Origin of the sequence: Fibrobacter sp. UWR4, from assembly GCF_003149045.1 — a bacterium.
Lineage (GTDB): Bacteria > Fibrobacterota > Fibrobacteria > Fibrobacterales > Fibrobacteraceae > Fibrobacter.
The window spans coordinates 83,303-110,055 of record NZ_QGDU01000010.1 but is presented as its reverse complement, the minus strand read 5'-3'; the positions used below and the strand labels follow the sequence as shown (position 1 = coordinate 110,055).

Genomic DNA, 26,753 nt, shown 5'->3' with positions numbered 1-26,753 from the left:
GTGGCAGATCGACGTGCGTGCCCTTGCACGCGGCTAGTATTGTAGGGCTACGCCCGTATATGAAGAACCACCGGCTTCGCCGGTGGGTCACTTTTCGTTAATGACAGGATGTAATCACGGAGAATTCGTTTAAAGAGCCGTATAAAGAAGTATGGCCAAAACCTGACCACTCAAAATTCGGAGCAGCATCGTCAACGGATAGACAGAAGCATAGCCTACATTGACCGCTTCGCTATTGGAAAGTCCGTTAGCAAAAGCAAGGGCCGGAGGGTCCGTCATAGAGCCGGCGATAGCACCGCAGAGGCTCAGGTAATTGACCTTGAACACCAGCTTACCCACAATGCCTGCAACCATAAGAGGAATGAAGGTAATGAGGGCGGCAAGGCCCATGTAGTAGAAGCCATCGCCATTCAAGAGGACATCGATGAACTTGATACCAGCATTGAGCCCCACGCAAGTGAGGAACAGTGTAATTCCAAGTTCACGAAGCATCAGGTTGGCACTTGCAGCCATAAAGAAGTTCAGCGGACCAATCTTACGCTTGCGGGAAAGGATGATGGAAACCACCAGGGGACCACCGGCAAGGCCAAGCTTTAGGGGGGTGGGCATTCCAGGAATTGCCAGCGGGATCGAGCCGACGATAATACCCAGGAAGATTCCCAAAAAAGCGGGAATGATTTCAGGATGATCCAGAGCCTTCAGGGAATCACCCAATTCTTTTGCAACCGCTTCAATACCTTCTGCAGGACCAACCACCAGGAGCTTATCGGCAAATTTCAGACGCAGGTCCAGACGTCCAGTAAACTTGAATTCACCACGGACCACACGGCTTACGGTCACACCATAACGTTCAGGGAAAGCGAGAGCGCCAATGGACTTGCCCAGCATTTTCTTATTGGTCACCAGAACAGACTTGGTTGCAAGCTTGCTATCAGTCTTGGTGATGGGCGTAGACAAACGGGAACCGATGACTTTTTCCATAGTGGAAACCGCTTCCGGCATTCCCACGATATGGACCTTGTCGCCTTCCAGAATCACGGTCTTTCCATCGGGAGTAACAATGTTCCCATCGCGAAGAAGACGAGTAATCACCACACCGCTAGAAACCAGGTCAGGAATTTCCTTAAGCTGGATACCAAACAGATTCTTGTTTTCCACCAGGAGACTTACGGATACAATTTCCTTGCGGGTGGAAGCGATTTCGGCTGCATAATCTTCGGCAGCCTTCTGAGGGTCCTGCCTAAAGAACACGCGAACAAGAATCATTACCAGGATGATACCGATAACGCCAAACGGATATGCAACAGCGTACCCGATACCCGTAAGGGACGTGTCTGCCCCGGCCGCGACAAAGGCTGAATTTGCGGCACCAAGGGAAGGCGTATTTGTGACAGCGCCACAAAGCATCCCAATGAGCACGGGTACGTTGTTATGCATATCCGTAAAGAAATAGAGACAGAGAGTAACAATCACGCCCATCAGCACAATACTCACCGCCAGGATGTTCAACACAAGGCCGTTTCGACGAATGGAATCTATAAAGCCAGGCCCCACCTGCATACCGATGGTATACACAAACAGGATAAGGCCGAATTCCTGCATAAAATGGAGTACGCTAGGTTCTAGACGAAGGCCTAAATGTCCTAGAAGAATGCCGACGAACAAGGCGCCGGCACCGCCGAGGCTAATGCCCTTCACCTTGATTTTTCCAACCATCAAGCCGAGGGCCGCCGTGATGGACAAAGCCACCACTTGCTGCGCTACGGAGGATTTAGTAAAGAGATCTAAGAACCATTGCATAGTGATCATTAGTGGTTAAAGGTGAAGGTTATTAGGTTTAACTATTTCTTGATGCAGCGTACAGAGTAAGCAATGCTCTTGCTGAAGTGTTCATAAGTCACAGTGCTGTCACCAACACGAACCATGGTACCGCGGGCATCGTCAAAGGAGTCGGAAGTCCAGAAGCTGGCGCTTACGCCTTCGTCAGCGAACTTGCCATTACTTGCATAGCGATATCCGGCCTTCAGGACATTGAGAGCCTTCATGTCAACAGCTTCGAAATCAGCCTTGGACGGAAGAGTCCAGCCTTCGGGGCAAATGGTATTGGCAGATTCATAGGGATAGAGACGGCCATACTTTTCACAGTTATCGTGGTTACTGCCGTAGCAGAAGCTGGAATCAGAATCAAAGCGGGCCAAGTTTTCGGCCATCCAAACCTTGTCGCCGGTCTTTACCGTCTTATAAATTTTTTCCTGGCAAGACAAGGTATTTGCAGTTTCGTTATAAGAACAAGCATTTGCCTTATCACATGCGGTGAAAGTAAACATGGTGGAGGCAGCAAGTACCAAGGCAGCAATAGTTCTGAGCTTCATAAATCAATCTCCTTAAGATTGTTTTTAGTGATAATTTTTAGAGCTCTTTTTTATTCGTTGCTAAATGTAGATGGATTCATCATTTTTGACTAATATTTTCTTCTAATCAAATCAATAAGAAAAAATGATTACATTTTTTGCAACTAATCATTTATTTTTATCATTAAATAGATTTAAAGTATCATTATCAAACCTTGTGATTTCATCACATTTGCCTATATTTGTAATTATGGAACTTACGCAGCTCAAATATTTTTTGGAAGTCGCAAAGAACGAGCACGTAACGCAAAGCGCCAAGAACCTTTGCATTGTACAGCCCGCTCTCACTCAGGCCATACACAAGTTAGAAGACGAACTGGAGGTTCCATTATTCAAGACCTCAGGCAGGAACATCAAACTCACCGAAAGCGGAAAATTCTTCTACGAACAATTGCAGCCCATCTATAACGAAATGATGGCGTTGCCCAAAAGACTGCAGGAAGTAGCAAAACAGCAGAACAACAACATCAAGCTGAACGTCCTTGCTGCATCGGCTCTTTTCACAAACGTTGTAATCGAATACAAGCAAAGCCATCCTCACATCAATATCGACATGATCCAGAACGAGGAAACGGACCTTTTCGATTTCTGCGTAAGAACCTTTAGCTCCTACAAGCCCGAACTTGACAGCTTTAAGAGTGACGAATTATTTGTTCGTTCCGAAAAGATTTTCCTTGCAGTTCCCAATACAGCAAAGTACAAGAAGATGACATCCATTTCCCTTTTTGATCTTGGAGATGAAAAATTCATCCGTCTTTACGGATCCAAACAATACCGTAAGATCTGTAACGAACTTTGCGAAAAAATCGGATTCAAATCCGAGACCACCTTCGAAAGCGACAACTCCGCAGCCATCAAGGAAGCCGTTGCCGGCGGCATCGGAGTCTGCTTCTGGCCCGAAGTATCCTGGGGAAAGATGGATCACAAGAAGGTCAAACTTCTGGAAATTACCGACACGGAATTCAAACGAGACATCGTGATTTCCTATCGCCGAAACAAGCAGAACAGCACGAACACCGATGAATTCTACAACTTCATGCTGAATTACGACGCAAAAAAACGCTGGAGAAAAAAGAACGTTTAACGTAAAATGGCCTGCAAAGCAGGTCTTTTTAATTGGCTCGCAACGTAATTCCTATACAGTGTCCCGTTTCAAAGCCGAATAGCGTTCCCTGATGGATTTCGTAATTCAGCCCAACCCCAAAGGGAACTTTCATAAAATCAAAATACCGCATGGCGGAAAACTTCATCTTGAGTCCTTGATAAATGTCATCCATCTTGCGATAGGCTTTCTTCATATTGCGGTTTTCGGATTCTTCAAGCCGGGTCTGGAACAGAGCTGTCCCCGCAAATGTCCACAGGGGCGGCTCCCCCTGCACATCGAAAGGCCGCCATACGACGCCTGCCTTCACACCCAGTTCATCTCCGGGCTTATAGTTTCGATCTTCCAGAAAGGCATTATACCGGATAGAAGCACCAACATCTAGACGCTTCGTGATGGAGAACATGCCATAAGGTTCCAAATTCATTCTCTGAAAACGATTCTTACGGGAACCATCCCTTGGAGGAAGACGCCAATTCACGTCCAAACCAAAGGGACCATAAATCAAAGACTTAAACCCCACATAAGTTTCATCAAGACCACTTACATGGAGATTTGCATAATTATGAATGTAGCCATCCATAGCGTACTCATAACTGTAGCTGAGCAAGCGGTAAGAACCATCCAGATAGACACTAAACCGAGTGCAAAAGGCGTATTCCCCCTGCAGAGACAAAAGTCCGCTATACACGTCCTCATCCAGTTCCGCAGAGAACGTGTATTCCAGCCAGGAGCGAGGAGCAGAGACTGGACGCAACGATTCTACGGCAAGGGCATCGCCTATCCATAGGCAGCAAGCGCAAAGCAGCATTAGAATATTGCGTAAGATTTTTTCCATGTCCTGTTAAATATAATTAGCGGTAGGCCCAATGCGTATAAATTATTTATTTTACACAACGTGAAGAGGTTACAAAGGTCCGTTCAAAAAAACACTGGCAGAAAATGCCTGCGGTTTACTATAGCCGCAGGCCTAGGGCTGCTAGCAGCCACATTCCTATCAGGATGTTTTTGGGACGAAACGGATTCCGCCTTATTAGACGCCAACGGCAACGAATATCTCGTATTGGACGATTCAGAATATCCTTACGCAGGCCTGCCCCGCGTCATCATCGAAACCAAGGATTACGCCCAGATCCGCGACGTAACTACGGAACATCAGGCCAAGTTGCAAATCTACGGCAAGGACGGACCATCGGGGAACGTTTTAAACCTAACCGTGCGCGGTCGCGGAAACTCCAGTGCAAAAATGCCCAAGTATGGTCTCAAATTGGAATTTAACGATAAACAATCCATGTTCGGCATGCCCAAGAATCGGGACTGGGCTCTTATCGCAAATTACGGAGACAAGACATTAATCCGTAACCACATGATTTTCAGGTTATCGGAATGGCTAGGCGCAAACTACACGCCAAAAGACCAGTTTGTAGAACTATACCTGAACCGCAAATATATGGGGGTCTACCAGTTTACGGAAACAGTGAAAGTCGGCAAGAACCGTGTGGACATTCCAAAGAACAGCCACTCCTTCCTCTTCGAAAAGGAAGACTCCAAAAAACTGGACACCCCCTATATCACCACTGAACAGAGCCGCAGTTTCCATATCAAGAGCCCTAAAGAATTGACCGAGGAAACAGCCAATCTGCTCAAGAAAAAACTCGACTACTTCGAATACTATCTATCTACCGGGGCATCCAACAATCAGGATAAAATCGACAGATGGATTGACTTGGAATCTTACCTTTTGCAATATTGGCTTCAGGAATATTCCAAAAACGAGGATGGAAATTTTTCACGTAGTATTTTCATGACCTGGCAGGAAGACCAACCCATCCGCTTCGGGCCCATTTGGGATTTGGACTTAGGATTCGGCAATCAATCCTATCCAGAAAATCGAGAAGCCGATGGTTGGTACATTCGCAAAGGTCACTGGCATCGGTACGTCTTCAGGGACTACGACGTACAAAGACAATCCGCTCGTTATTGGAAGGAACACCGAGAAAAGTTCCGCGCACTCATCGACAGTATCCCTCTTTATGTAAGCGAAATACGCGCCGCAATCGACAACGAGTACAAACGTTGGCCCATCATCAAGAACACAGAAAACTGGGCATTAAAAAAGCCCTACGGCTCTTATGAAGAAGCCGTAGAGGACATGAAAGACTGGATGCTTAAACGCTACCAGTGGATCGAAAACAACATTTAGCCCTTAGTGTGAATCGCTGCGGAGAATTCAGCAAGAAGCTTCGGGTCCTGAACCTTTTCCCAGAGGGTGCCAGTCACAATAATATTTGCACCGGCAGCAACACGAACCGCGGCTGTCTGCGGATCCTTAATGCCACCACCTGTAATGATGGTCATTTCAGTAGCCTTGCGGGTGTAGGCAATGTGTTCCACAGGAACGGGCTCTTCGGCGCCGCTACCTGCCTCCAGGTAAACGTAACGCATCCCCATCAGTTCTGCAGCAATGGAATTCACCATGCTGAGCTTGGGCTTGTTTGCAGGAACCGGCATGGTACCGCTGATGTATTCCACCGTGGTACGCTTGCCGCTGTTAATCAACTGGTAAGCCGTGGGAATAGCTTCCATGTTCAAGGCGCGGACCAGGGCGCCACCACGAACCTGTTCATCAATCAGGTAGTTAGGATTGCGACCGCTGACCAAGGTCATGAACAGCATGGCGTCAAAACCGGGAACCACCTGGGATGCGCCACCCGGGAAAAGAACAACCGGAAGGTCCACATTAGCCTTCAGGGCTGCCACCTGCTTAGGCAAGGTAAAGTTTCCAAGATAGGAGCCCCCCACCAAAAGCAGGTCAGCACCGTTCTCGGCAGCCATCACAGCAGACTTCACGAAGGCGGCTTCGTCAGAAGTATCCGGATCCAGGAGCACAGCGAACAACGCACCGCGCTTTTCAATTGCCGCATTCAGACGAGCTTCAGTCTTTCCGATTTTCATAATACGCCTTAAAAGCTAAAGATACAAGTTCAATATAGCTCTTTTACTCCAAAGATTCTATTATGTTTGTCTATGAATATGGAACTTTTCACGAAAATAGACATTCCTCGGGCCGATTTTAGAATCGATTACACTTCTAACATTGTTTTCATAGGCTCCTGTTTTGCCGGCAATATTTCAAAACGCTTTGCAGAACGGAAACTCCATATTTTGACAAATCCATTTGGGGTTTTGTACAACCCCCTATCCATAGAAAATCTTTTCCGGAAAATTGCGGAGGGTGACGGCGAATCCTGGTGCCGCTGGGATTATCAAGGGGAATTTTCCCGCGAGGAGTTCAGTCTCGTATTAAAAACAACCCGGGACTTTATCGCCAAGGCCGACGCCATATTTATCACGCTAGGCACCGCATTTGTCTATTTCTTAAAAGAAACCGGCAAGGCTGTTGCAAATTGCCATAAGGAACCCGCAGAACTTTTTGACCGCAAGCTGATTTCTGTAGACGAAGCAGCAAGCGCAATTAGAAACACCATTAAGGCCATACATAAAATAAACAAGGACGCAAAGGTCGTCTTTACAGTTTCGCCGTTGCGTCACTTGAATGACGGTGCCCACGGAAATAATCTTTCCAAGGCGACGTTGCATTTGGCCGTAGAAAAAATCTGTAGTGAATTTTCTGGAGCCACCGCAGACAAGAACAGCCTCGCAGTCAGTTATTTTCCCAGTTACGAAATCGTCATGGACGAACTTCGCGACTATCGTTTCTACGCAGAGGACATGACCCATCTATCCAATGTTGCCGAAGACTATATCTTTGAAAGGATGTGTAATGTGTATTGCACGGAATCCACGATGACGAACATGAAGAGGGTCGAAAAATTCATGAAGACCGTAGGGCATCATATAGAAGACGCCAAATCCTTACGAACAAAAGAATTTGTCCAACAGCAAATAGCAAAAGCCGAAAATTTGGAAACAATAATTAGCGGGTTGGATTTAAACGAAGAGAAAAAATACTTCGGACAATTCGCCTAGACAACCACCACTTTTCTCCCCTAAGGGAAATTTTACGCAGTCTGATTCTTACGGGCGTTTTCTTGACCATCTTTATCCAGTAACAAATTTCAGCAAAAAAGATTTCTGCCGGATTGAAGAACATGTTCTTCAAATTTCTAGCACGCCGTTCCATCCACCAGAAAAGCCATTTTTTTTGAAGGCCATCACCATGTCCCCCAAAATTTCCAGTGTGCATCGTTTCTGCAAGAAGCTTCCTCCCCCGTCCTGCATCTGGTTCACAAAGGAAATTATTTTCAGACAAGCCTAATGTTTTATGCAGTAGCCACATGACCGCACCCGCCATCGGTTTCAAACCAAACGCATCCAGAACGGCAGCTACTTCTCTTCTTTCTTTTTCCGTAGAAAGAGTCAGCAACACATGGTAATCCATCAATTGTCTTAATCCAACACCTTCAACGACAAAATGTCGCTGGATATGTGACAGTTGCATTACCAACGCGAATTTATTGGAAGGAACATAGAATCCCTCCTCCGCAAGGATGCTGTTTTCCAGTTCCGACTCCAGAAATTTCATCATCCGTTTTGTCGTTACAGGATTGAAATTTCCTGATGACGGACAGAAATGAACTTCTACCGTTATTCCATTTTTCATTCTTTTTCAGTTGCGCATGATAAGCCGAAGGAGAAACATCCATCTGTAGCTTCAAATCATCAAGCAGTTGCAATACGTCTGGTTTCCCTCCGCTGACCCAGATATCTATATCCCCTGGTTGGCGGGAAAAAGGATCGGGATACAATCGAGCATTGGCCTGCCCTTTTAAAATCACTGAACGACGGCCGCATGATTCAAACAATTTCGTCAGCCGAACAGATTCCTTGTTCATCAATTCATTCAAGCCTTGAAGGGTTTCCGCTTCACAGCTCCATTGAAATAAAAGTTCAAGGGGAGTTTCCCAACACCCGAATACGCAACGCCAAGAAGAGTCTGCTTGCCCGCCTGTTCATAGACATCCTGCCATTCCTCGGCAGTCAACATCGGAAATCCATCAAGAAAAGCCTTGGACGGATTTTCGTCCAAGGCCAATCGAAGTAATTTAAACAAGCTGTTGCGTTTGCTAGAGCAATCCATTAGCCCAGCTTAGCGGAGACCCACTTTTCTGCTTCAGCGAGAGCTGCAGAAATCTTAGCAGGTTCGCGGGTACCGGCCTGAGCACGGTCCGGACGTCCACCGCCCTTACCACCGCAAATAGCGGCCAGGTCCTTCACCATGTCGCCAGCCTTGACGCCCTTGCCCTGGACGTTCTTGCCCACGATGACAGCAACACTACCGTTGCCTTCACCCTTGTTAGCAATCACAGCCACAGAGTCAACGTCCAGCTTGTTCTGAACGCCGTCCAGGAGTTCCTTGTACTTGTCGTCAGCGATAGCCAGCTCGCGAACGAAGAGTTTGACACCCTTAACGTCGGTAGCGTCCTTCAGCAAGTCTGCAGCGGCGAGGGTTGCAAGTTCAAGTTTCACTGCCTGGAGGCTCTTTTCAAGAGCCTGGGTCTTTTCGAAGGACTGCTGGATACGATCCAGAACTTCAACATCCTTGCAGCGGAGGCGATCGCGGAGGGAGTTCACAATCTGAGCGCCGGAGCGGAGCATGTTCATAGCACCGCGGCCAGTGACAGCTTCGATACGGCGGACACCGGCAGAAACGCTGGATTCGCTGATGATCTTTACCATGCCGATGTTACCGGAATTGGAAACATGCAAGCCACCGCAAAGTTCCTTGGAGAATTCCTCGCCGGAAGCACCCATCTTGACCACGCGGACTTCTTCGCCGTACTTTTCGCCGAAGAGAGCCATGGCGCCAGAAGCCTTAGCTTCGTCCACGCCCATGACGTCGGTATGTACCGGCAGGCATTCCATCACCTTGGCGTTCACCATGTCTTCCACCTTCTGGATTTCTTCGGCGGTCATGGCATTGAAGTGAGTAAAGTCGAAACGGAGAGAATCCGGAGTCACCAAGCTACCCTGCTGCTGGACATGAGAGCCAAGCACAGAACGGAGAGCAGCCTGCATCAAGTGAGTTGCAGAGTGGTTGCGGCGGATATCCATACGGCGTTCGTTGTCGACGGTAGCCATGAACACAGCGCCCATGGTTTCTTCGTTGGCAACACCCTTCACCACCTTACCGCGGCAGATAGCGGTGTCGTTCACCTTCACGGTGTCGAACACAGAAATTTCAAGATCCTTGGAAACGAGAGTACCCTTATCGCCAACCTGGCCACCCATTTCTGCGTAGAACGGAGAGGTTTCCAGAACGATGGAGAGAACACCCTTGTCTTCACGATAGCGGACCACCTTGGCTTCGCAAGCAGACAGATCGTAGCCCACGAACTTGGTGGAAGCTTCGGAGTACTGGGTCCAGCCTTCGGTACCCATGGTGTTGATGCCCTGCTTCATGTTGGCGCGGGCACGTTCCTTCTGTTCTTCCATGCACTTTTCGAAACCGGCTTCATCGATGGTGAGGCCCTTTTCTTCGGCGAGGATGCCAGTGAGGTCCGGCGGGAATCCGTAGGTATCATAGAGAACGAAGACCTTGTCGCCGGGCACGACCTTGGAGTCGCCCATTTCAGCAACGATAGATTCGAAACGTTCGAGACCTGCGTCCAGAGTCTTGATGAAGCGGTCTTCTTCGCTCTTGATAACTTCGGTAACGAAAGCCTGACGTTCACGAATTTCCGGGAAGGCTTCGCCCATGGTATCGGCCAAAACCTGAACCAGCTTGTAGATGAAGGCTTCCTTCTGACCGAGGAGACGGGCAAAGCGGCTTGCACGGCGGAGAATGCGGCGGAGCACGTAGCCACGGCCTTCGTTGGAGGGAAGAGCGCCATCGGCAATAGCGAAAGAAACGGCGCGGATGTGGTCTGCGATCACGCGGTGGGGAGTACCGTTTTCGTCGTCGGTGTAAGGAACACCAGAAAGTTCAGCCACCTTGGAAATAATCGGGGTGAACACGTCGGTGTCGTAGTTGCTGCGCTTGCCCTGAAGGATGGCACAGATACGTTCGAAACCCATACCGGTATCAACGTTCTTGGCCTTCAGCGGAATGAGGGAACCGTCGCTGATGCGTTCATACTGCATGAACACATTGTTCCAGATTTCGATGTAACGGTCGTTTTCGCCGTTCACGCCCAGGATCGGGTCCTTGAAGGTTTCCATCTGGGTAGCAAGGTCGCCGCGGTCGTAGTGGATTTCAGAGCAGGGGCCGCAAGGACCGGTATCGCCCATTTCCCAGAAGTTGGAGTGAGCGTCAAAACGCATGATGCGGTCATCGGGAAGACCGGAAACGTCCTTCCAGATCTGCCATGCTTCGTCATCGTCTTCGTAAACAGTTGCAAAGAGACGTTCCTTGGGGAGTTTCCAGACTTCGGTCAAGAGTTCCCATGCCCAAGCGATAGCTTCCTTCTTGTAGTAGTCGCCGAAAGACCAGTTGCCCAGCATTTCGAAGAAAGTGTGGTGGTAGTTGTCGCGACCCACAACGTCCAGGTCGTTATGCTTACCGGAAACGCGGAGGCACTTCTGGCTGTTGCAAGCTCGCTTCCAGCCCTTGGGATTGTCACCCAGGAAGATTGCCTTGAACTGGTTCATACCAGCGTTGGTGAACATCAAGGTGGGGTCGTCGTGAGGAACCACCGGGGAGCTGCGGACGAACAAGTGTTCCTTGGATTCAAAGAACTTGATAAAGGATTCGCGCACTTGCGCAGAAGTCATAGTTGCCATGGTTTATCCCTTTTAAATTTTTCGGGGATAAATTTAGAAAAAAAACAACAAGTTTTATCCGCGAATCGTCCAGCGAAGATCCAGTTTTACGCCTACCAAATCAGTTCCAATCATCTTGGCGGAAACACCCACGTTCCAACCATTGAGATACCCCGCAGGCCCTTCTTCAGTTCCTCCAGATTTTTTCGCCCGTTCATAGCGGATGCCACCAAAATAATAAGGCACTATATCATCTGAAATAAAAATACCTCCCCCACCGAATTCCGGTTGGATAGACCACAAATGGCCAAAGGGAAGATTGGGCCTATACATGAGTCCAGCATCAAGAATGAATGTTCCAGAACCATCTTTTTTAAAGCCAGCGGCCAAGCCATCATAAAGAGCGAAATCCCCTATGCGGGTCGTGCCACCAAGGTAAAACTCCCAGCCCAAAAGCCCTCCTTCAAGGGAACGCTTATCGCTAAACAAATGGGTATTGAAAAATCCATGTGCAAAATAGAAGGAATACTTTTTTACATAGGCCACACGACCCAACCGCTCCGGAATTCCAGCCAAGTGCCAGGAATTCACGTTCTTATTTTCGCGAGCGACAGAATCCGCAAGTGGCCGCGCCCTTTCCGTCAATTCACGGCGTTCCTTTTCGTCTCTCAACAAAATCATTTCGTAACGAATCAACACCAGTTGAATCAAGCGCCTGTTTTCTGGGGAAAGACTGTCTAATGAATTATGAATTTGTTCATAATTCGCTTGATAAAGGGAGTCAAACAAAACATCTCCCATACCAATCACATAACCATACCTGGCATTTTCATCATCAAGAATTCCTTCCAAAACATCATCCCATTCCATACGGGCAATCTCCATATTTCTTGGATGGGGGAAGGGTATAAGACTCTCCACAAAACTCCTATGTTCCACAGAGTCTTCTGGATGAGTCACATAAAAGCGATAGAGGGAATCCCTAAAAGATTCAACTTTCTTTTTAAAAACCTCGCTAGAGTCCACTACAGCAATGAAAGTGGAATCCTTGTAAAAATCCGCCACCTGCTCCGCAAATTGAAAACGAGACGCACGCACTTCTTCTTCACTAGGAAAAGAACAGGGGCCAAGGCAACATAGTGGGATTTCATCCAAAATAATAGAGGACTTTTTCTGGGGAACGTATTCCAATTGATTTTTTCGCGTCCAGCCCTGGCAATCACGATCTCTAGACTTAATGAGAACTTGATCTTTGCCAATCTCTACAATGGATGCCTCTTCCCCAAAGGCCAATTGGCACGAAGTTTCTTTTTCAGTTTTATCCTTATACAGCCAAATATCGCCCATCCTAGACTGGACTCTTTTGCCGGCAGCAAGGCAAGCCACAGCCATCATACAGATAAAGAAAAGAACTCGTTTCATATCAACCCCTAAACAATATACAAAAAAGCCCTGGATTACTCCAGAGCTTTTTCGGTTGTCTGTTAGGAGACTCTACTTGGCGGTATCTTCCGTCTTAAGCACGCGGCTCAGCAAAAGCTTGCAGTAGCCATCAGCAACCACCACATTGTTGGGGGACAGCATGACATTTTCCATTTTCCAGTTACCAGTCTTCCAGCGAGCCTTATCCAAGGCGTCACCATCGAAATCATCCTGCCAGTTCAGCACAAAGCCCTTGGTGGCAGGGTCATAATCGTAAACGCGGACATAGTCAATGAGCTGTTCCACAGGACCATCAGCCAGTTCGCCACCGGTAAATTTACCCACCCAGCCAGTGCTTGCAGAAGACCACAAGTTAAAGCGCAAGGACTGTTCCATGGTCATGAAAGCCACCTGATCCTGTTCAGGGCCATTCTTTTCAGTGCGGGTCTGACCATAATAGTCGCGACGAATTTCCACAGAGTCAATTTCCCAGGCGATGTATTCCGGAGTCCAGATCATACCAAACAGGTGGAAATTCTCAGTGGAGTTATCCCCAAACTGGTGGATATATTCGGAAGTGATATTCTTGTGAGCCTTCTGTCCTTCTTCATTCGGATAGCGGGTAATGATATTGGACTGCCACTGGCCAGGATTTCTTCCCAGAACTTCAATATCGATTTCATTCCAGGGTTCATCTTCCAACATATAGGAATTATCGTAATACAGGAACATGGAGCTGACGGAACCGGAAATGGAAGCCATCTTCATGCGAGCTTCGAAACGACCATAAGTGAACTGATCCTTACCAGAAAGTTCCGCACCATAGTAGTTGTAATCGGACTTGTTATCCACATGAACGGTATCGTTGTTAGGAAGCTTAGCCAATCCAGAATCGTCAAAGATCTTGCTGGTAATCTTGCCATTTGCATCCTTTGGAGCATCCGGATCAAGTTCTACAGTCGGAGTGTTTGGATTGACAACCGGAGTATTCGGGTCAACAACGGGAGTATTAGGATCCACGACCGGGGTGTTCGGGTCCACCACAGGAGCATTCGGATCGACAACCGGATTGTTCGGGTCAACAACGGGAGTATTGGGATCAATTTCCGGATTACTCGGGTCTACAACCGGATTGTCAGGATTGACAGTCGGATTGGAGGGAGAGCTGCTATCATCAGAGCAAGCGGCGAACATGCTCATAGAAAGAGCAGCAGTAATGATCGGGAGAAGGATTTTAGACTTCATATTGAACCTCTTGTTTTATGACCATAATATACCCTAAAAAAAGACCTCTCGCAAAACAAGCGGCAATCATTTAGATTCATACTGTATCGAATGTATTCAACCTGTGATAAAACGCAAAAGACCGCGATATTCCGCGGTCTTTTGCAACAAATCTTCATTCCGTAAACTAAGGAGTTTACCCCTTAACATTATCAGACATGGAGAACATCGGCATGTACATAGCGATGAGCAAGCCACCCACAGCACCACCGAGGAAAACGATGATCAAGGGTTCCATCATGCCCACAACCCCATCCACAGCCGCATCCACTTCTTCATCATAGAAGTCAGCCAATTTCAGGAGCATACCGCCCAAGTTACCAGTCTTTTCGCCCACACCGGTCATCTGAATCACCATGGGCGGGAACAAGTGGCATTCTTCCATAGGTTCCGCAATGGATTTACCACCTGCAATACCAATGGAAATTTTTCCAATAGCCTTTTCAATGACTTTGTTTGAAACCGTTGACGCCACCACCTTCAGAGAGTCCATCACAGACACACCGGCATTCAAAAGCGTGCCCAAAGTACGGGCAAAGCTTGCAGTAGCAGACTTTACCTGAAGGTCACCTAATTTCGGAACTTTCAGCATAAGCCCGTCCCAAGCAAACTTGAAGGATGGAACCTTCAAAGCCATCTTGAACGCGACACCAATAATCACCACCATAATGAAGAGCACGGCACCATTATCGCGCAAGAAGTCAGAAATGTTCATCACGATCTGAGTCGGAGCAGGAAGTTCAGCATCAAGAGCAGCGAACTGTTCTGCGAAGGTCGGCACCACGAAGGTCATCAAAGCGATCACCACCAACACACCCACGATGATCAACATCACCGGGTAAGTCAGAGCTTTCTTCACCTTTCGCTTCAAGCGTTCGCCATTTTCAAGGGTATCTGCCAGACGTGCAAGAATGCCATCCAAAATACCACCAGCTTCACCAGCAGCCACCATGTTGGTGTACAAGGTATTAAACACCTTCGGGTGCTGGGAAAGAGCATCTGCCAAAGAGGAACCACCGTTGATAGACATGGTCACCTTATGAACCACTTCCTTCAAATCGGGATTTTCACACTGGCTTTCCAGAATGTTCAAGCACTGCAGCATAGGAAGACCAGCAGAACTCATGGAAGAGAACATACGGGTAAACCTGGAAATGTCGGCAGGCTTAATACCACTACCGAACTTAATCTTGATTTCCGTAGGCTTTTTCTTCAAGCTTTCGATAATCAAGCGGCGACGCATCAACAAGGCTTCAGCTTCGGCCTTGTCCTTCGCTTCGATAACGCCGTCAAACTTATTTCCTTGAGCGTTACTTGCTTTATAGAGAAATTCTGCCATTGACTACTCCTACACCCCTTCCTTCTGCATCAGCTGTTCCAGCTGATCAGGACTGGGGGAACGGGAAAGGGCTTCAAAACGGTCCACCTTGCGGTTCTTAACCAGTTCACACAGACACATGTTCATGGTGTTCATGCCGAACTTCTGGCCAATTTCAATCATGGATTCAATCTGATGGACCTTATCATCTCGAATCAAGGCACGGATACCCGGGGTCACGTTCATCACTTCATAAGCCATGACACGACCGCCACCAATGCGAGGCACCAGGGTCTGACAAATAACACCCTGAAGTACGAAGGACAGCTGGGTACGGACCGTCTGCTGTTCTCCCTTAGGGAAAGCATCCACAATACGGTTGATGGTCTGCACACAAGAGTTGGTATGCAACGTTGCAAAAGCCAAGTGACCCGTTTCAGCAATAGTAAGTGCAGCACGAATGGTTTCCAAGTCACGCATTTCGCCGATAAGCACCACGTCAGGGTCCTGACGAAGAGCCATCTTCAACGCATTGGCAAAGCTCATGGTATCGCTACCTACTTCACGCTGGTTAATCATGCAGTTCTGATGCTTGTGCAAAAATTCAATCGGATCTTCCACCGTCAGAATATGATCATGACGTTCCTTGTTGATCTTATCGATCATAGCCGCCAAAGTAGTAGACTTACCGGAACCAGTAGCACCAGTCACCAGCACAAGGCCGGAAGGACGGGTGGTGAATTCAGCCATGATCTTGGGAAGACCCAATTCCTTGAAGGTCTTAATATCCAGAGGAATAATACGGAGTGCAATCGCAACACACCCGCGCTGCAGATAAGCATTCGCACGGAAACGAGCCAAGTTTGCGATACCGAAAGAAAAGTCGCATTCCTTTTGCTGTTCGAAGGACTTCTTCTGACCTTCGTTCATCAAACTATAGGTCAATCGCATGGTTTCATCCGGTTTCAGCTTGTTTTCACCAATAGGTGTCAACTTACCGTGAAGACGAATAAGAGGAGGGGCGCCTGCAGTAATATGCAAGTCAGATGCGCCACGCTTAACCATTTCTGCGAGAAGATCTTGAATATTGTATGCCATAGCAGAGAATATAACTTAAAACCAAATCAAAATTTCATAAATTCACTATAGAAATGCGTTCTTCAGCGGTTAAAATACTCCTAATTGCAATACCCGTGCTGGTATTGGGTTACATGGTCCTGAAGCAAAGGGACCTTGATAGCCAATTTAAGGAAATTTCCCGAAAAATTGACAATTTCTCCGCAATTGACGTTACAAACGGAAAAACATCCTACCAGGAAGAAAAGGGCAAGGCCACCTTTATCGTCCTTAGCGCCAGCTGGTGCCCCGCCTGCATGGCGGAAATCCCCATGCTGAAAAATCTCCATAGCGAATTCTCCGACAAGGGACTAAAGATCCTGATGGTCAGCGAGGATGACAACGCAAAAATCGCTGCCAAATTCAAGAAAAAGCACAAGCTGCCTTGGACAGTAATTCATTGGAACTACGACCTGATGAATCTACTGGGAAATCCCGGATTCATCCCTGTGTCCTTCCTTGTCAACGACCAGGACAGCATTGTGCAAATCCACTCCGGCATCTTCGAAGAAAACGACGTCCGAAAAGAAATTCTGAAGCTATTGAAATAAGCCCGAACATTTCGCTAATTGCGAACGCAGAGAGTAATTAGCTGGGGAGGGAGTTCAGAGGGAGGGGAACAGCCCCTCCCTTTGCATCTTATTTAAGCTATCGGGCTGGGGAAAAGAATGACATCCCCGATTTCGGGCTGATTCATAGCCAGCATAAACAGACGATCCAAACCCAGGGCAACACCGGAACAAGCAGGCATCCCGGATTCCAATCCTGCAAGGAAATGTTCATCGATAGGCGGCAGCGGTTTACCCATCGTCTTACGAATTTCAAGGTCTGCGGCAAAACGACGACGCTGTTCGGCGGCGTCCGTCAGTTCTGTATAGCCGTTGCAAAGTTCCACCTGATCCACAAAAAGTTCAAAGCGCTTTGCCCAGGTGAAACCATCGGCATCCTTGTACGTCTGGGCAAGGGCGGCCTGAGAGGGCGGGTAATCCAGAATGAATTCCGGCCCGTTACTGGCCAGAGTAGGCTCGATGATAAAGACCATCAGGTAATCCCACCAGTCTTCTTGGGACATGGAGGATACATCCGGAGTAGGAATGTTCCTCTTGGCGCAAGCGTCCGCAAAGCAGTTTAAGTCTTCACAGAACGGATCCACGCCTGCATAATTTCTGAAGGCATCCACCCAGCGGGTACGACGTGCATGGATGGGCTTCCCCAGAATTTCACTGACGAGGCCTTCCACTTCGTCCATCAGTTTTTCCTGAGGCCAACCCACACGGTACCACTCTACCATGCTGAATTCATTGTTATGATGACTACCGAATTCATCCTTACGGAAAGACTTGGTAATCTGGAAGATATCGCCAAAACCCGCAGCAAGCAAACGCTTCATATGGAATTCGGGACTAGTCATCATGAATCGCGGGGGTTCCCCCTCAACACCTACCTGGAAGTAATCCAATTGAGGATCCGTTCCCCCTGCATTGGACAGAGTGGGAGTTTCCACTTCCAGGGCATCACGACTGACAAAGAACTGACGGACCTTATTCATCAAGGTCTGACGTTTAATCCAATTTTCGCGAGTGCAGGTAGGTTTGAATTCAGAAGTCATTTGTCTCTCAAATTATTCGGCAGGCTGTTCAGTAGCGCTCATAGTGTTTGCGGTCCAGTTCATGACGCAGCGAACAGACATGTAATAGCCGTTATCCACAGGAATACGGGAAACATCACGATCCGTCGCGAACATGGAGCGGGCGTAGCTGCGGCCTTCATCAGCAGCATCTTCCATCCAGAAGTAAGCACCTTCACCAGCAGTTACAGAGAAACCATTCTTATTGGTGTGACCGCCAAAGAGAGCGGTAAAGGCAAAGTCATCGGAACCATTACTACGAAGTTTTTCAGCGGCAGAACTTGCACCTCCAGCCAATTCTTCCAGCGAAGACCATTCGTCTTCCGTTGCCAGGTGAGTTCCTTCCGGGCATACTGTCAAAGCGGTTGCGTGATTGTACTGACGGCCATAAGCCTTACAGTTTTCTTCTTCACGATCATAGCAGAGGGAACCTTCTTCCACCGCGAAGTTCAGGTTCTGGACAAACCACTTGAGGCCATTGATTTCCTTCACCTTGTATTTCTGCTGGTCGCGAGGATCCACGAAGGTTTCGAATACAGGGCAACGAGTTGCGATTTCCTTGGCGGCAAGCATGGAATCCACCTGAGGCTGCCAGGAGGCGCAGAATCGGAACAGCTGACCACCGGGAAGTGCAGATCCTGCAGCCTTGTAAGTTTCAGCCCAGCGATCTACGTAAGCGAGATTTACCACAGCTGTATCCGCAATGGAAAGTGCCTTTGCGTAAGTCTGAGTCAGCTTAGAGAACTTTTCTGCCACCGACATGGGGGCCTTCCAGTAACCGACAGCAATTTCCGTACGGAGCATTTCAAACAGCGGAGACGGCTTGGAAACCGTAATGGTTGTTTCAATGAACTGTTCCGGCTTGGAATCACAGAGGGCCTTATGAGCTTCGTCAGCCAAGGAATCAGACTGAACCTTGCACTGTTCAATGCAGGCAGCACGATCCTTACCCTTCTTGGGGCAAGCCACCCAGGCAGTAGTATCCACCTGTTCCTTCACAGGCTTTGCGAAGGCCTTATTTTTGATGATAGCCTTCATTACACCATCCAGAGTTTCGATGGCGTTCACATTACCAGCTTCCCCATCCTTCAGCAACAACTTCGTCACTTCAGAACAGGCATCCATAGCCTTGGCATTGGCACAGACCTTGGCACCGTAACCATAAGCAAACTGGGTGGGACAATTTTCAAAAGATTCGTTGGGCATGGCCTTGAAAATCTTTTCATAAACCTTTACGGCGTCATTGGGATTCAGCTTGCCGCAGTAGATTTCCTCGGCAGCCCCCTTCTTGACAATTTTCTGAGCAGTGGCCACATCACCATTATCCACAGCATCGTGGAGTTCCTGCTGCGCGAAAGAAACGGAAACCAGCGAGAAAATAACGCTAGCAATAGAAAAGAACTTTTTATAGTTATAGTCCATACCAAAACCTTCCAATTTTTTGCGACACAAATATACAAAAGCAGCTGCATTCAGGCATTGAAACAATTCTTAACATTTTTCAATTTCTATTTTTACAGCTATGATTGATGCAGAAAAGATCCGTAGCGAATTTCCTATGCTGGTGGCAGGCGATCAAGACGCCAAGCCCCTGTCTTTTTTAGATAGTACCGCAACCACTCAGAAGCCCGCATGCGTCATTGACGTCATGAACGACTTCTACCGCGAACATTACAGTTCCGTAAAGCGCGGCGTATACCGTCTGAGCGCTCGCACCACCGAAGCCTACGAAGCTACACGAAAGAACGTGGCCAAGTTCATCAACGCAAAATCCGAAAGCGAAATCGTCTTTACCCGAGGAACCACCGAAAGCATCAATCTGGTAGCCTGGAGCTATGGGCGCAAGTTCTTCAATGCCGGTGACGAGATTCTCATTAGCGGCTTGGAACATCACGCCAATATCGTAAGCTGGCAAATCGTCGCCGAAATGAAAGGCGCAAAAATCAAGGTCATTCCCGTTTTGGACAGCGGCGATTTAGATCTTTCGAAACTGCCGGAACTGCTCACCGAAAAAGTGAAGATGGTGGCGGTCACCCACGTGAGCAACGCCGTAGGCACAGTGAATCCCATCGAAGAAATTATTTCCGTGGTCAGGAGCCGCGCACCCCAGGCAAAGATTTTAATCGACGGAGCCCAAAGCGCTTCCCACATCAAGATTGACGTGCAAAAGCTGGATTGCGACTTCTTGGCATTTAGCGGTCACAAGATTTACGGTCCTACCGGTGTTGGCGTTCTTTACGGCAAGTATGACGTGCTGGATTCCATGCCTCCTTGGCACGGCGGTGGCGAAATGATCAAGAACGTCACCTTCGAAAAGACTACCTACGCCGACGTTCCCGAACGTTTTGAAGCAGGCACTCCGGCAATTGCCGAAGTTCTGGGTTTGGGCAAGGCAGTGGAATGGCTGCAGGAAAAGGGCCTGGACAACATCCGCGCATACGAAGAAGAAATCGTAAAGTACACCCTGGAACAGCTGGCTACAGTCCCTCAGATCAAGGTTCTTGGAAACCCCAAGGAACGCGGCGCATTGATTAGCGTAACGCTGGACGGAATCGCCGTCAGCGACGCCGCCATGATTCTTGACGAAGAAAACGTCGCTGTGCGCAGCGGCCACCACTGCGCTCAACCTGTCATGGACAGGTTCGGCGTAGACGCCACCTTACGTCTCTCCTTCGGCGCATACACCTTGAAGCGCGATGTTGACCGCTTTATCGCAGGCATCAAGCGGGTCGTAAGGCTGTTCGCTTAGACCAGGAATATCCATGTCAGAGCAAAACGAATCTGTCCAGATTTTCATTAAATCCATGGGAAGAGCGATCCTTTTTCCCGTAAAAAATTCAGAAATTTGTAAGCATTGCAAAGGTACCGGCAAAGGCCAGAAAAACGGACGTTGCCCCTACTGCTGTGGCTCCGGTCAAATCAAAAAGCTAGACTGCATTTGCTGCAACGGAACCAAGGTCGACGCCAACGGAACCTCCTGCAAAGTTTGCAAAGGCGAGGGACTTCTCACAGAAGTCAAGACCCGTGAATTTTTAGAAGCTCGGGAATTCTGCGAAAATTTCAAGAAGACCCCTGCCAAGACACTTTTGATTTGCCTCGCCTGCCTTATTGCCCTCGGCATTTGCTCCTATATCATTTCCGGCTACGCCTTCGTTTACTTCATGTTCCTCAAGACCTGGCCCTGCTACGTCTCCCTTCTGGTTGGGTTGGGCGCTGGCTTCTACGTACTGGTTTGCCTTAACAAGATGAACAAGGGATCCTATTTGCCTGCGTCTACAAAGGGACTTATCTCCGCCGGAGTGATTGCACTCTGGGTTGCAGCAATCGCCATTCCGGGCCCCCTAACTGGACGCTACTGGTGGATTGAAAAGGAAGCCCAAAATGTCATTAGCGATGGTATTGCCGACCAGGGACTTTCTTGCCAAAGCGTAAAAGTCTCAGGCAACGACGGAGATGTCTATCACGGCGTGGCCACACTTTCCAATGGCGAAAAAATCGAAGTGGACTCCCATTTTCAGAGTAATCGTGGTCACGGCAACAAAATCTCCTACTCCATCCACGTGATACCCGTGGAGAAGGAAGGCTACGACTCTAGCATAGAGTAACATTCGGTAAAACAATTAATAACTTCGTTATTCTTGATAGGCACCTCGGTCATAAAAACAAATGGAATTTGTTTTTGCGACGCTCGGTTTAGTTATCAATTAATAACTTTGTTATTGTTGATAATCGGCTCGGAAATGCCCATGCAAGCATGGTCGCTTCACTCGCCTTAGTTATCAATTAAAAAATCCTCGGCACTTGAAAGTGTCGAGGATTATTTGTTAAAGGCGATGCCGGCTCGGGGGCCGGCATGACAATTACACGACGTTTATCAATAGATAAACATCATTTCCCTATACTTAGGCAGAGGCCACTTTTCGTCGGGAACAACCTTTTCCAAGGCGTCCACCACCTTGCGGGTTTCTGCCATGGCAGAGAGGATGTTTTCGTGCTGGGCTTCGAGGGCGGCTTCCATTTTGGAGATGGCTGCAGTCAAGTCGCGGCAGCCTTCACCCAGGGACTTTACGTAAACATCTACACCAGGGAAACCCTGGTTCAGAGCCATTTCGTTAGTCTTGAGGGCGCAGGAGTAAGCTTCCACCGCCTTGGGCAAGATAATGTTCTTGGCCATGTCGCGGCAGATTTCACCTTCGATGCGAACGCGCTTGTGGTAGTCTTCCACGTTCACTTCGTAACGGGATTCCATTTCCACGCGATTCATAACGCCGTACTTTTCGAAGAGGGCAATGTTGGTTTCATTCTTGAGAGCCTTCAGTGCTTCCAGGGAAGTACGGATGTTGGGAAGGCCGCGACGTTCCGCTTCAGCGATCCATTCGTCGGTATAGCCGTTGCCGTTGAAGATTACGCGCTTGTGTTCCTTCACGATCTTCTGAAGAATCTTCTGGAGACCGGAATGGAAATTCTTGTCATCCAACTTTTCCAACTGTTCTGCAATCATGTCGAAAGCTTCAGCCACGATAGTATTCAGAACAACGTTAGGTTCAGAGCAGGACTGGCTGGAGCCCGGTGCACGGAATTCAAACTTGTTGCCGGTGAAAGCGAATGTACTGGTGCGGTTGCGGTCTGTAGCATCGCGAGGCAGCGGCGGCAAGCTGTCAGAACCAAGCTTCATGGCGCCGGCCTGCTTGCTGGACTTGGGAGCACCCTGTTCCAGCTGTTCAATCACGTCCATGAGCTGATCGCCCAGATACATGGACACGATGGCCGGAGGAGCTTCGTTAGCACCCAGTCGATGATCATTGCCTGCGCCAGCGGTAGTCATTCTAAGCAAGTCCGCGTGAGTATCCACCGCATAGATTACAGCGCAAAGGGTGGTGAGGAACACAGCATTTTCATGGGGGTTGCTGCCCGGGTTCAACAGATTGCCAGAACCATAGGATACACTCCAGTTGTTATGCTTACCAGAACCATTCACGCCAGCGAAAGGCTTTTCGTGAAGAAGGCAAACCAGGCCATTCTTGTCGGCCACATTGCGAAGCACTTCCATGACCATCATGTTGTGGTCGCAAGCCAAGTTCACTTCTTCGAACATAGGGGCAAGTTCAAACTGAGCGGGAGCCACTTCGTTGTGGCGGGTCTTGGCGGGAATGCCAAGCTTCCACAGTTCCATTTCCACTTCATTCATGAAGTTCAAAATACGAGCAGGAATGGAACCGAAGTAGTGGTCATCCATCTGCTGATGCTTTGCCGGAACAGCACCAAAGAGGGTGCGACCAGCCTGGTACAGATCCGGGCGTTGCAGGTAGAAACGCTTGTCGATGAGGAAGTATTCCTGTTCAGCACCCAGAGTAACGGTAGTCTTCTTCTTGCCAGCCTTGAAGCAAGCCATCAAGCGCTCGGTTGACTTGGAAAGAGCCTGCAGGGAGCGGAGAAGCGGAGTCTTCTTGTCCAGAGCTTCGCCAGTGTAAGAGCAGAATGCCGTAGGAATGCAAAGGGTAGCACCATTGCCGTGACGCTTGATAAATGCAGGAGAAGTAGGATCCCAAGCGGTATAGCCGCGGGCTTCGAAAGTGGAACGGATACCGCCGCTGGGGAAAGAGGATGCGTCCGGTTCACCTACGATCAGGTTCTTGCCGCTGAACACCATAATGGCTTCACAACCGCCAAGACCATCCGGTTCCAAAAAGGAATCATGCTTTTCGGCGGTGGAGCCAGTCAGGGGCTGGAACCAGTGGGTGAAATGAGTGGCACCGCGATCCATGGCCCACTTCTTCATGGCATGAGCCACTTCGCCAGCGATGTTCGGATCCAGGGGAGCGCCCTGCTCGATGGTTGCAAGCAGCTTCTTGCAGATATCCTTGGGCAGGTAAACCTTCATGGCGTTAGCGTTAAAAACGTCTTCACCGTAGTAATCCACATTGACGGTTTCAGCAGGCTTCACCGGGAGGGTTGCAGCCTTGGCGATTTCGGCAATGGTGTTCTTTCTGTAGGAATTCATTACAAACCTCTTTTTTAGATCCTTCGACTCCGCTACGTTTCGCTCTGAATGATACCTATGCAAGGGGACGTTACACGTCGCAAAACCGATGTATGGGCAAAAGTAGGAACAAAAATGAGCCTAGTCACTAAAAAACGGCCGTTTTTTCGACTCATTTCTTTACATTTTTGTAAAGTTTTATACTTTTTTTACAAAAAAGTAAAACAAAATCAAAATTATTTGCTATATTTGAGTCACATTTCTCTCCTAGAACATGCTGCGTCGGGGCGAGTACTCCTTTAAAACAGCCCTGACGCAGCTTAATTTTTATGGATTTTACCGCGCTTGAAAATTCCGCTTTTGTTGAAATTGCCGAGACTTTGCGCTCGGTACGCAAACGCGACGAACAGTTGAGCAAAATCCAGACCATACTTTCCGAAAAATTCGAATCTGCAAACGCCGCCCACCAGGATGAATGCGACAAGATTCGAGACCTAGTGAAGGGAAAACCCGGCGAACTCATCGGAAACACCAGCGAAATGCGAGCCGTACGCGATCAGGTCCGTCACATCGCACCTTCCATCGCTTTAGTTCTTGTCCGCGGCAACGCAGGCACCGGCAAGGAATACGTCGCCCGAAGCATCCATCAGCTTTCGGACAGGCGAGAAAGACCGTTCATCATGCTGAACTGCAGCACTCTCAGTGACACCAGTAACGCCAACTCCTTCGAAAGCGAGATGTTCGGATACGAACGCGGTGCATTTACAGGCGCCACCAGCCGTCGATTAGGAAAGGCGGAACAGGCCCTTGGAGGCACCTTATTTCTAGACGAAGTCGCAAGCCTCAGCACCAACGCCCAGATTAAATTATTGCAATTCATTCAGGACGGGAAATTCAGCCGTCAGGGCAGCAACATCGTACAGAATGCCGACGTACGACTGATTGCCAGTTCCGCGAAGAATCTCGAAGCCATGATGCAGCAGGGACTTTTCCGCGAGGATCTTTATTACCGTCTAAACGTGTTCCAGATTCATTTGACAGACTTATTCCAGAGAAAGACGGACATTCTGTTGCTTGCAGATTATTTCATCGCAAAGATGAACCTGAAATACGGGAAAAACATCGCCCGACTAAGTTCCCCCGCCATTGACATGCTATTGAGCTACCACTGGCCCGGTAACGTTCGCGAGCTGGAAAACTGTATTGAACACGCTTGCCTAGTAACGACGGATGTGGCCATTAACGCCTACGACTTGCCACCCACCCTACAGACGGACGTCACTTCCGGAACAGCGCTTCTGCCCGAAGGCACCGCCCCGCTTTCTACTCTTATCGACAGTTACGAAAGGGAAATCATCAGTGAAGCCCTGCGCCGCCACAAAGGCAACATGAGCGCTGCCGGTCGCGACCTGGATTTAAGCCCCCGTGTGATGCACTACAAGGTGAACCGTCTAGGCATCGAAATCATCAAAAGCTAAGAATATCTCTCCTAGAAACAAAAAAAGGACTCGACAAAATGTCGAGTCCTTTTTCCTTTTACCCCTGGATCTAGAAATTACTTGACGACGGCCAAGCTATAGGGAGCCAAAGCCTTTTCTGCAGCGGACGCAACCTTAGCGACCTTTTTACCATCATAGCTATAAACAGCCTCTTCACCATAGGTACGGTCACCCACATAAAGCACACCAGTAGCAGCATCAACGACGAGGCCGCCTTCTGCATCGGCAATACCCTTAATGGCTTCAGCAGAACCTGCAGCAAGGTCAATCTTCATCACCGGAGCTTCGGTTGCATAAGTTGTCATATCCATGCCCTTGTAAGCGACCGCATAGGCAACGCCTGCTTTGTAGTCAACCGCGAAGTTGTACACGCCAGCACCAATCTTCTTGCCGGAAACATAAAGTTCGGAAGACTTCTTGGAAAGGTTCACCTTTTCAATACCACGTTCGTCATCCGCATCGGTGCCATAGCTAGCATTATATTCGCCCATGGATGCCACGTAGACTTCACCCTTCACCACCGCTACTGCGGAAGGATTCTTCTTGGCAAGTTGAATGGTATCCAGCAGTTCGCCATCCTTCAGGCCGTACAGAGCAAGAAGTCCCTTGGGATAAGAGGTTCCAGTCCAGTTGCCATCAGCGTCAAAGTTGGAGACGTAACGTTGGAACACAGCAAACAGAGTATCACCGCTCACTTCAAAATCAACCAGGTTCGGGGAATAGCCTCCCTCAGAAACGAAGTCGGTAGTCTTAACAGTCTTCAGGACCTTACCATTTTCCATGGAAATCTTCACGAAGCTATCGGTGCCTTCCAATGCAACCCAGGCTTCATTCTTGCCTGCGGCAACAATGTCAGTGGGGTTGGAATAATCACTCAAGGCAGTTTCCCACACCACCTTGTGATCGGCAGTATTAATGAGAGCTACGTTATCAGAACCGGAACGTTCAAGAGCAAAGAGTTTATCACCAACAGTTACCAGCTTGGTGTCCTGATAAATTTCCAGAGACTTTGCAGAAATGGAATCATTTTCCACCCAACGAATTTCACCGGTTTTGTAGTCAGAACCTACAACGTAAAGGGAGGCAAGACTTTCACTTTCTTCACTAGCAGAAGAAGAGGAAGACTTATCATCGCCCTTAACAGAGGAGGAGGATTTATCGTCATCCTTGTCGAAACCAGGTTCGCCAGCGGCAATAGAATTGTGATCGCAAGCCTGCATAAAGAACGCGAAAGAGCTTGCAGCAAGAAGAGCCAAGTATTTATTCTTCATT

22 protein-coding genes and 1 pseudogene are annotated in these 26,753 nt (G+C 48.5%); 7 read left to right on the top strand and 16 right to left on the bottom strand.

Going from position 1 to position 26,753, the window contains the following annotated elements; all coding sequences use genetic code 11:
- Positions 1–129: 129 nt before the first annotated feature.
- Positions 130–1,809 (bottom strand): putative transporter, encoded by a 1,680-nt coding sequence (locus BGX12_RS05910; RefSeq protein WP_233246280.1) that lies wholly within the window; start codon positions 1,807–1,809, stop codon positions 130–132.
- 32 nt (positions 1,810–1,841) lie between these two features.
- Positions 1,842–2,372 carry an FISUMP domain-containing protein gene (locus BGX12_RS05905; RefSeq protein WP_109735155.1) on the bottom strand — a complete coding sequence of 177 codons (531 nt, stop codon included), beginning with the start codon at positions 2,370–2,372 and terminating at the stop codon, positions 1,842–1,844.
- A 229-nt stretch (positions 2,373–2,601) separates the two neighbouring features.
- Here BGX12_RS05905 and BGX12_RS05900 point away from each other — a divergent pair, with 229 nt between their 5' ends.
- Complete coding sequence (locus tag BGX12_RS05900; protein WP_109735168.1) at positions 2,602–3,495, top strand: LysR family transcriptional regulator; 894 nt, start codon at positions 2,602–2,604, stop codon at positions 3,493–3,495.
- Positions 3,496–3,523: 28 nt separating this feature from the next.
- Here BGX12_RS05900 and BGX12_RS05895 read toward each other — a convergent pair whose 3' ends face one another.
- Entirely contained in the window at positions 3,524–4,351 is an 828-nt protein-coding gene (locus tag BGX12_RS05895) for a hypothetical protein (protein ID WP_146196269.1), read from the bottom strand.
- A gap of 225 nt (positions 4,352–4,576) precedes the next feature.
- Between BGX12_RS05895 and BGX12_RS05890 the strand changes: the two genes are divergently transcribed.
- Positions 4,577–5,716, top strand: coding sequence for a CotH kinase family protein (locus BGX12_RS05890; RefSeq protein WP_109735153.1), 1,140 nt, complete (start codon positions 4,577–4,579; stop codon positions 5,714–5,716).
- Here the strand turns inward: BGX12_RS05890 and BGX12_RS05885 are convergent.
- Positions 5,713–6,468, bottom strand: a complete 756-nt coding sequence (locus BGX12_RS05885; RefSeq protein ID WP_109735152.1) for a geranylgeranylglyceryl/heptaprenylglyceryl phosphate synthase — start codon at positions 6,466–6,468, stop codon at positions 5,713–5,715. The two genes, BGX12_RS05890 and BGX12_RS05885, sit on opposite strands and share 4 nt — an antisense overlap.
- Before the next feature lie 72 nt (positions 6,469–6,540).
- Between BGX12_RS05885 and BGX12_RS05880 the strand changes: the two genes are divergently transcribed.
- Entirely contained in the window at positions 6,541–7,503 is a 963-nt protein-coding gene (locus BGX12_RS05880; RefSeq protein ID WP_233246279.1) for a GSCFA domain-containing protein, read from the top strand.
- On the opposite strand, the gene BGX12_RS05875 is transcribed toward BGX12_RS05880, so the two are convergent.
- The 8 genes and pseudogenes from BGX12_RS05875 to BGX12_RS05840 all read right to left on the bottom strand — a co-directional run bounded on the left by BGX12_RS05875 (position 7,451) and on the right by BGX12_RS05840 (position 16,357).
- Positions 7,451–8,137, bottom strand: coding sequence for a nucleotidyltransferase family protein (locus tag BGX12_RS05875; protein WP_109735151.1), 687 nt, complete (start codon positions 8,135–8,137; stop codon positions 7,451–7,453). The genes BGX12_RS05880 and BGX12_RS05875 overlap by 53 nt on opposite strands.
- A gap of 61 nt (positions 8,138–8,198) precedes the next feature.
- Positions 8,199–8,372, bottom strand: a pseudogene (locus tag BGX12_RS15925) (nucleotidyltransferase family protein); the annotation flags it as partial.
- A gap of 5 nt (positions 8,373–8,377) precedes the next feature.
- Positions 8,378–8,569, bottom strand: a complete 192-nt coding sequence (locus tag BGX12_RS05865) for a hypothetical protein (RefSeq protein ID WP_146196267.1) — start codon at positions 8,567–8,569, stop codon at positions 8,378–8,380.
- 44 nt (positions 8,570–8,613) lie between these two features.
- On the bottom strand, positions 8,614–11,247 hold the full coding sequence (gene alaS, locus BGX12_RS05860) for an alanine--tRNA ligase (RefSeq protein WP_370245470.1): 2,634 nt from the start codon (positions 11,245–11,247) through the stop codon (positions 8,614–8,616).
- Between the two features lie 63 nt (positions 11,248–11,310).
- Positions 11,311–12,657 (bottom strand): hypothetical protein, encoded by a 1,347-nt coding sequence (locus BGX12_RS05855; protein ID WP_146196266.1) that lies wholly within the window; start codon positions 12,655–12,657, stop codon positions 11,311–11,313.
- A 72-nt stretch (positions 12,658–12,729) separates the two neighbouring features.
- Positions 12,730–13,902 carry a family 16 glycosylhydrolase gene (locus BGX12_RS05850; protein ID WP_109735146.1) on the bottom strand — a complete coding sequence of 391 codons (1,173 nt, stop codon included), beginning with the start codon at positions 13,900–13,902 and terminating at the stop codon, positions 12,730–12,732.
- Positions 13,903–14,077: 175 nt separating this feature from the next.
- Positions 14,078–15,280, bottom strand: a complete 1,203-nt coding sequence (locus BGX12_RS05845; RefSeq protein ID WP_109735145.1) for a type II secretion system F family protein — start codon at positions 15,278–15,280, stop codon at positions 14,078–14,080.
- Positions 15,281–15,289: 9 nt separating this feature from the next.
- Complete coding sequence (locus BGX12_RS05840; RefSeq protein ID WP_109735144.1) at positions 15,290–16,357, bottom strand: type IV pilus twitching motility protein PilT; 1,068 nt, start codon at positions 16,355–16,357, stop codon at positions 15,290–15,292.
- Between the two features lie 113 nt (positions 16,358–16,470).
- Here BGX12_RS05840 and BGX12_RS05835 point away from each other — a divergent pair, with 113 nt between their 5' ends.
- Positions 16,471–16,926, top strand: a complete 456-nt coding sequence (locus BGX12_RS05835; protein ID WP_158278178.1) for a TlpA disulfide reductase family protein — start codon at positions 16,471–16,473, stop codon at positions 16,924–16,926.
- A 92-nt stretch (positions 16,927–17,018) separates the two neighbouring features.
- On the opposite strand, the gene epmA is transcribed toward BGX12_RS05835, so the two are convergent.
- Both epmA and BGX12_RS05825 read right to left on the bottom strand, forming a co-directional pair.
- The gene (epmA, locus tag BGX12_RS05830; protein WP_109735142.1) at positions 17,019–17,984 is read right to left on the bottom strand and encodes an EF-P lysine aminoacylase EpmA; all 966 of its coding nucleotides are present in this window, start codon (positions 17,982–17,984) and stop codon (positions 17,019–17,021) included.
- A gap of 12 nt (positions 17,985–17,996) precedes the next feature.
- On the bottom strand, positions 17,997–19,424 hold the full coding sequence (locus BGX12_RS05825) for an FISUMP domain-containing protein (RefSeq protein WP_109735166.1): 1,428 nt from the start codon (positions 19,422–19,424) through the stop codon (positions 17,997–17,999).
- Between the two features lie 100 nt (positions 19,425–19,524).
- Between BGX12_RS05825 and BGX12_RS05820 the strand changes: the two genes are divergently transcribed.
- The gene (locus BGX12_RS05820) at positions 19,525–20,751 is read left to right on the top strand and encodes an aminotransferase class V-fold PLP-dependent enzyme (RefSeq protein WP_233246278.1); all 1,227 of its coding nucleotides are present in this window, start codon (positions 19,525–19,527) and stop codon (positions 20,749–20,751) included.
- Between the two features lie 13 nt (positions 20,752–20,764).
- Complete coding sequence (locus BGX12_RS05815) at positions 20,765–21,607, top strand: hypothetical protein (RefSeq protein WP_109735141.1); 843 nt, start codon at positions 20,765–20,767, stop codon at positions 21,605–21,607.
- Between the two features lie 269 nt (positions 21,608–21,876).
- On the opposite strand, the gene BGX12_RS05810 is transcribed toward BGX12_RS05815, so the two are convergent.
- Positions 21,877–24,003: a glutamine synthetase III gene (locus BGX12_RS05810; protein WP_109735140.1), complete on the bottom strand. Its 2,127-nt coding sequence runs from the start codon at positions 24,001–24,003 to the stop codon at positions 21,877–21,879.
- A 308-nt stretch (positions 24,004–24,311) separates the two neighbouring features.
- Here BGX12_RS05810 and BGX12_RS05805 point away from each other — a divergent pair, with 308 nt between their 5' ends.
- On the top strand, positions 24,312–25,460 hold the full coding sequence (locus BGX12_RS05805; protein WP_109735139.1) for a sigma-54-dependent Fis family transcriptional regulator: 1,149 nt from the start codon (positions 24,312–24,314) through the stop codon (positions 25,458–25,460).
- 77 nt (positions 25,461–25,537) lie between these two features.
- Here the strand turns inward: BGX12_RS05805 and BGX12_RS05800 are convergent, their stop codons facing one another.
- A complete protein-coding gene (locus BGX12_RS05800; RefSeq protein WP_109735138.1) occupies positions 25,538–26,752 on the bottom strand; it encodes a YncE family protein in 1,215 nt (404 codons plus the stop codon).
- Position 26,753 lies beyond the last annotated feature (1 nt).

Coding starts and splice junctions, on each gene's coding strand:
- BGX12_RS05850 (WP_109735146.1), bottom strand. CDS start 13,902: ATGAAGTCTAAAATCCTTCTCCCGATCATTACTGCTGCTCTTTCTATG.
- BGX12_RS05815 (WP_109735141.1), top strand. CDS start 20,765: ATGTCAGAGCAAAACGAATCTGTCCAGATTTTCATTAAATCCATGGGA.
- BGX12_RS05805 (WP_109735139.1), top strand. CDS start 24,312: ATGGATTTTACCGCGCTTGAAAATTCCGCTTTTGTTGAAATTGCCGAG.
- BGX12_RS05825 (WP_109735166.1), bottom strand. CDS start 19,424: ATGGACTATAACTATAAAAAGTTCTTTTCTATTGCTAGCGTTATTTTC.
- BGX12_RS05855 (WP_146196266.1), bottom strand. CDS start 12,657: ATGAAACGAGTTCTTTTCTTTATCTGTATGATGGCTGTGGCTTGCCTT.
- alaS (WP_370245470.1), bottom strand. CDS start 11,247: ATGACTTCTGCGCAAGTGCGCGAATCCTTTATCAAGTTCTTTGAATCC.
- BGX12_RS05835 (WP_158278178.1), top strand. CDS start 16,471: ATGGTCCTGAAGCAAAGGGACCTTGATAGCCAATTTAAGGAAATTTCC.
- BGX12_RS05800 (WP_109735138.1), bottom strand. CDS start 26,752: ATGAAGAATAAATACTTGGCTCTTCTTGCTGCAAGCTCTTTCGCGTTC.
- BGX12_RS05810 (WP_109735140.1), bottom strand. CDS start 24,003: ATGAATTCCTACAGAAAGAACACCATTGCCGAAATCGCCAAGGCTGCA.
- epmA (WP_109735142.1), bottom strand. CDS start 17,984: ATGACTTCTGAATTCAAACCTACCTGCACTCGCGAAAATTGGATTAAA.
- BGX12_RS05895 (WP_146196269.1), bottom strand. CDS start 4,351: ATGGAAAAAATCTTACGCAATATTCTAATGCTGCTTTGCGCTTGCTGC.
- BGX12_RS05840 (WP_109735144.1), bottom strand. CDS start 16,357: ATGGCATACAATATTCAAGATCTTCTCGCAGAAATGGTTAAGCGTGGC.
- BGX12_RS05880 (WP_233246279.1), top strand. CDS start 6,541: ATGAATATGGAACTTTTCACGAAAATAGACATTCCTCGGGCCGATTTT.
- BGX12_RS05900 (WP_109735168.1), top strand. CDS start 2,602: ATGGAACTTACGCAGCTCAAATATTTTTTGGAAGTCGCAAAGAACGAG.
- BGX12_RS05885 (WP_109735152.1), bottom strand. CDS start 6,468: ATGAAAATCGGAAAGACTGAAGCTCGTCTGAATGCGGCAATTGAAAAG.
- BGX12_RS05910 (WP_233246280.1), bottom strand. CDS start 1,809: ATGATCACTATGCAATGGTTCTTAGATCTCTTTACTAAATCCTCCGTA.
- BGX12_RS05905 (WP_109735155.1), bottom strand. CDS start 2,372: ATGAAGCTCAGAACTATTGCTGCCTTGGTACTTGCTGCCTCCACCATG.
- BGX12_RS05820 (WP_233246278.1), top strand. CDS start 19,525: ATGATTGATGCAGAAAAGATCCGTAGCGAATTTCCTATGCTGGTGGCA.
- BGX12_RS05875 (WP_109735151.1), bottom strand. CDS start 8,137: ATGAAAAATGGAATAACGGTAGAAGTTCATTTCTGTCCGTCATCAGGA.
- BGX12_RS05845 (WP_109735145.1), bottom strand. CDS start 15,280: ATGGCAGAATTTCTCTATAAAGCAAGTAACGCTCAAGGAAATAAGTTT.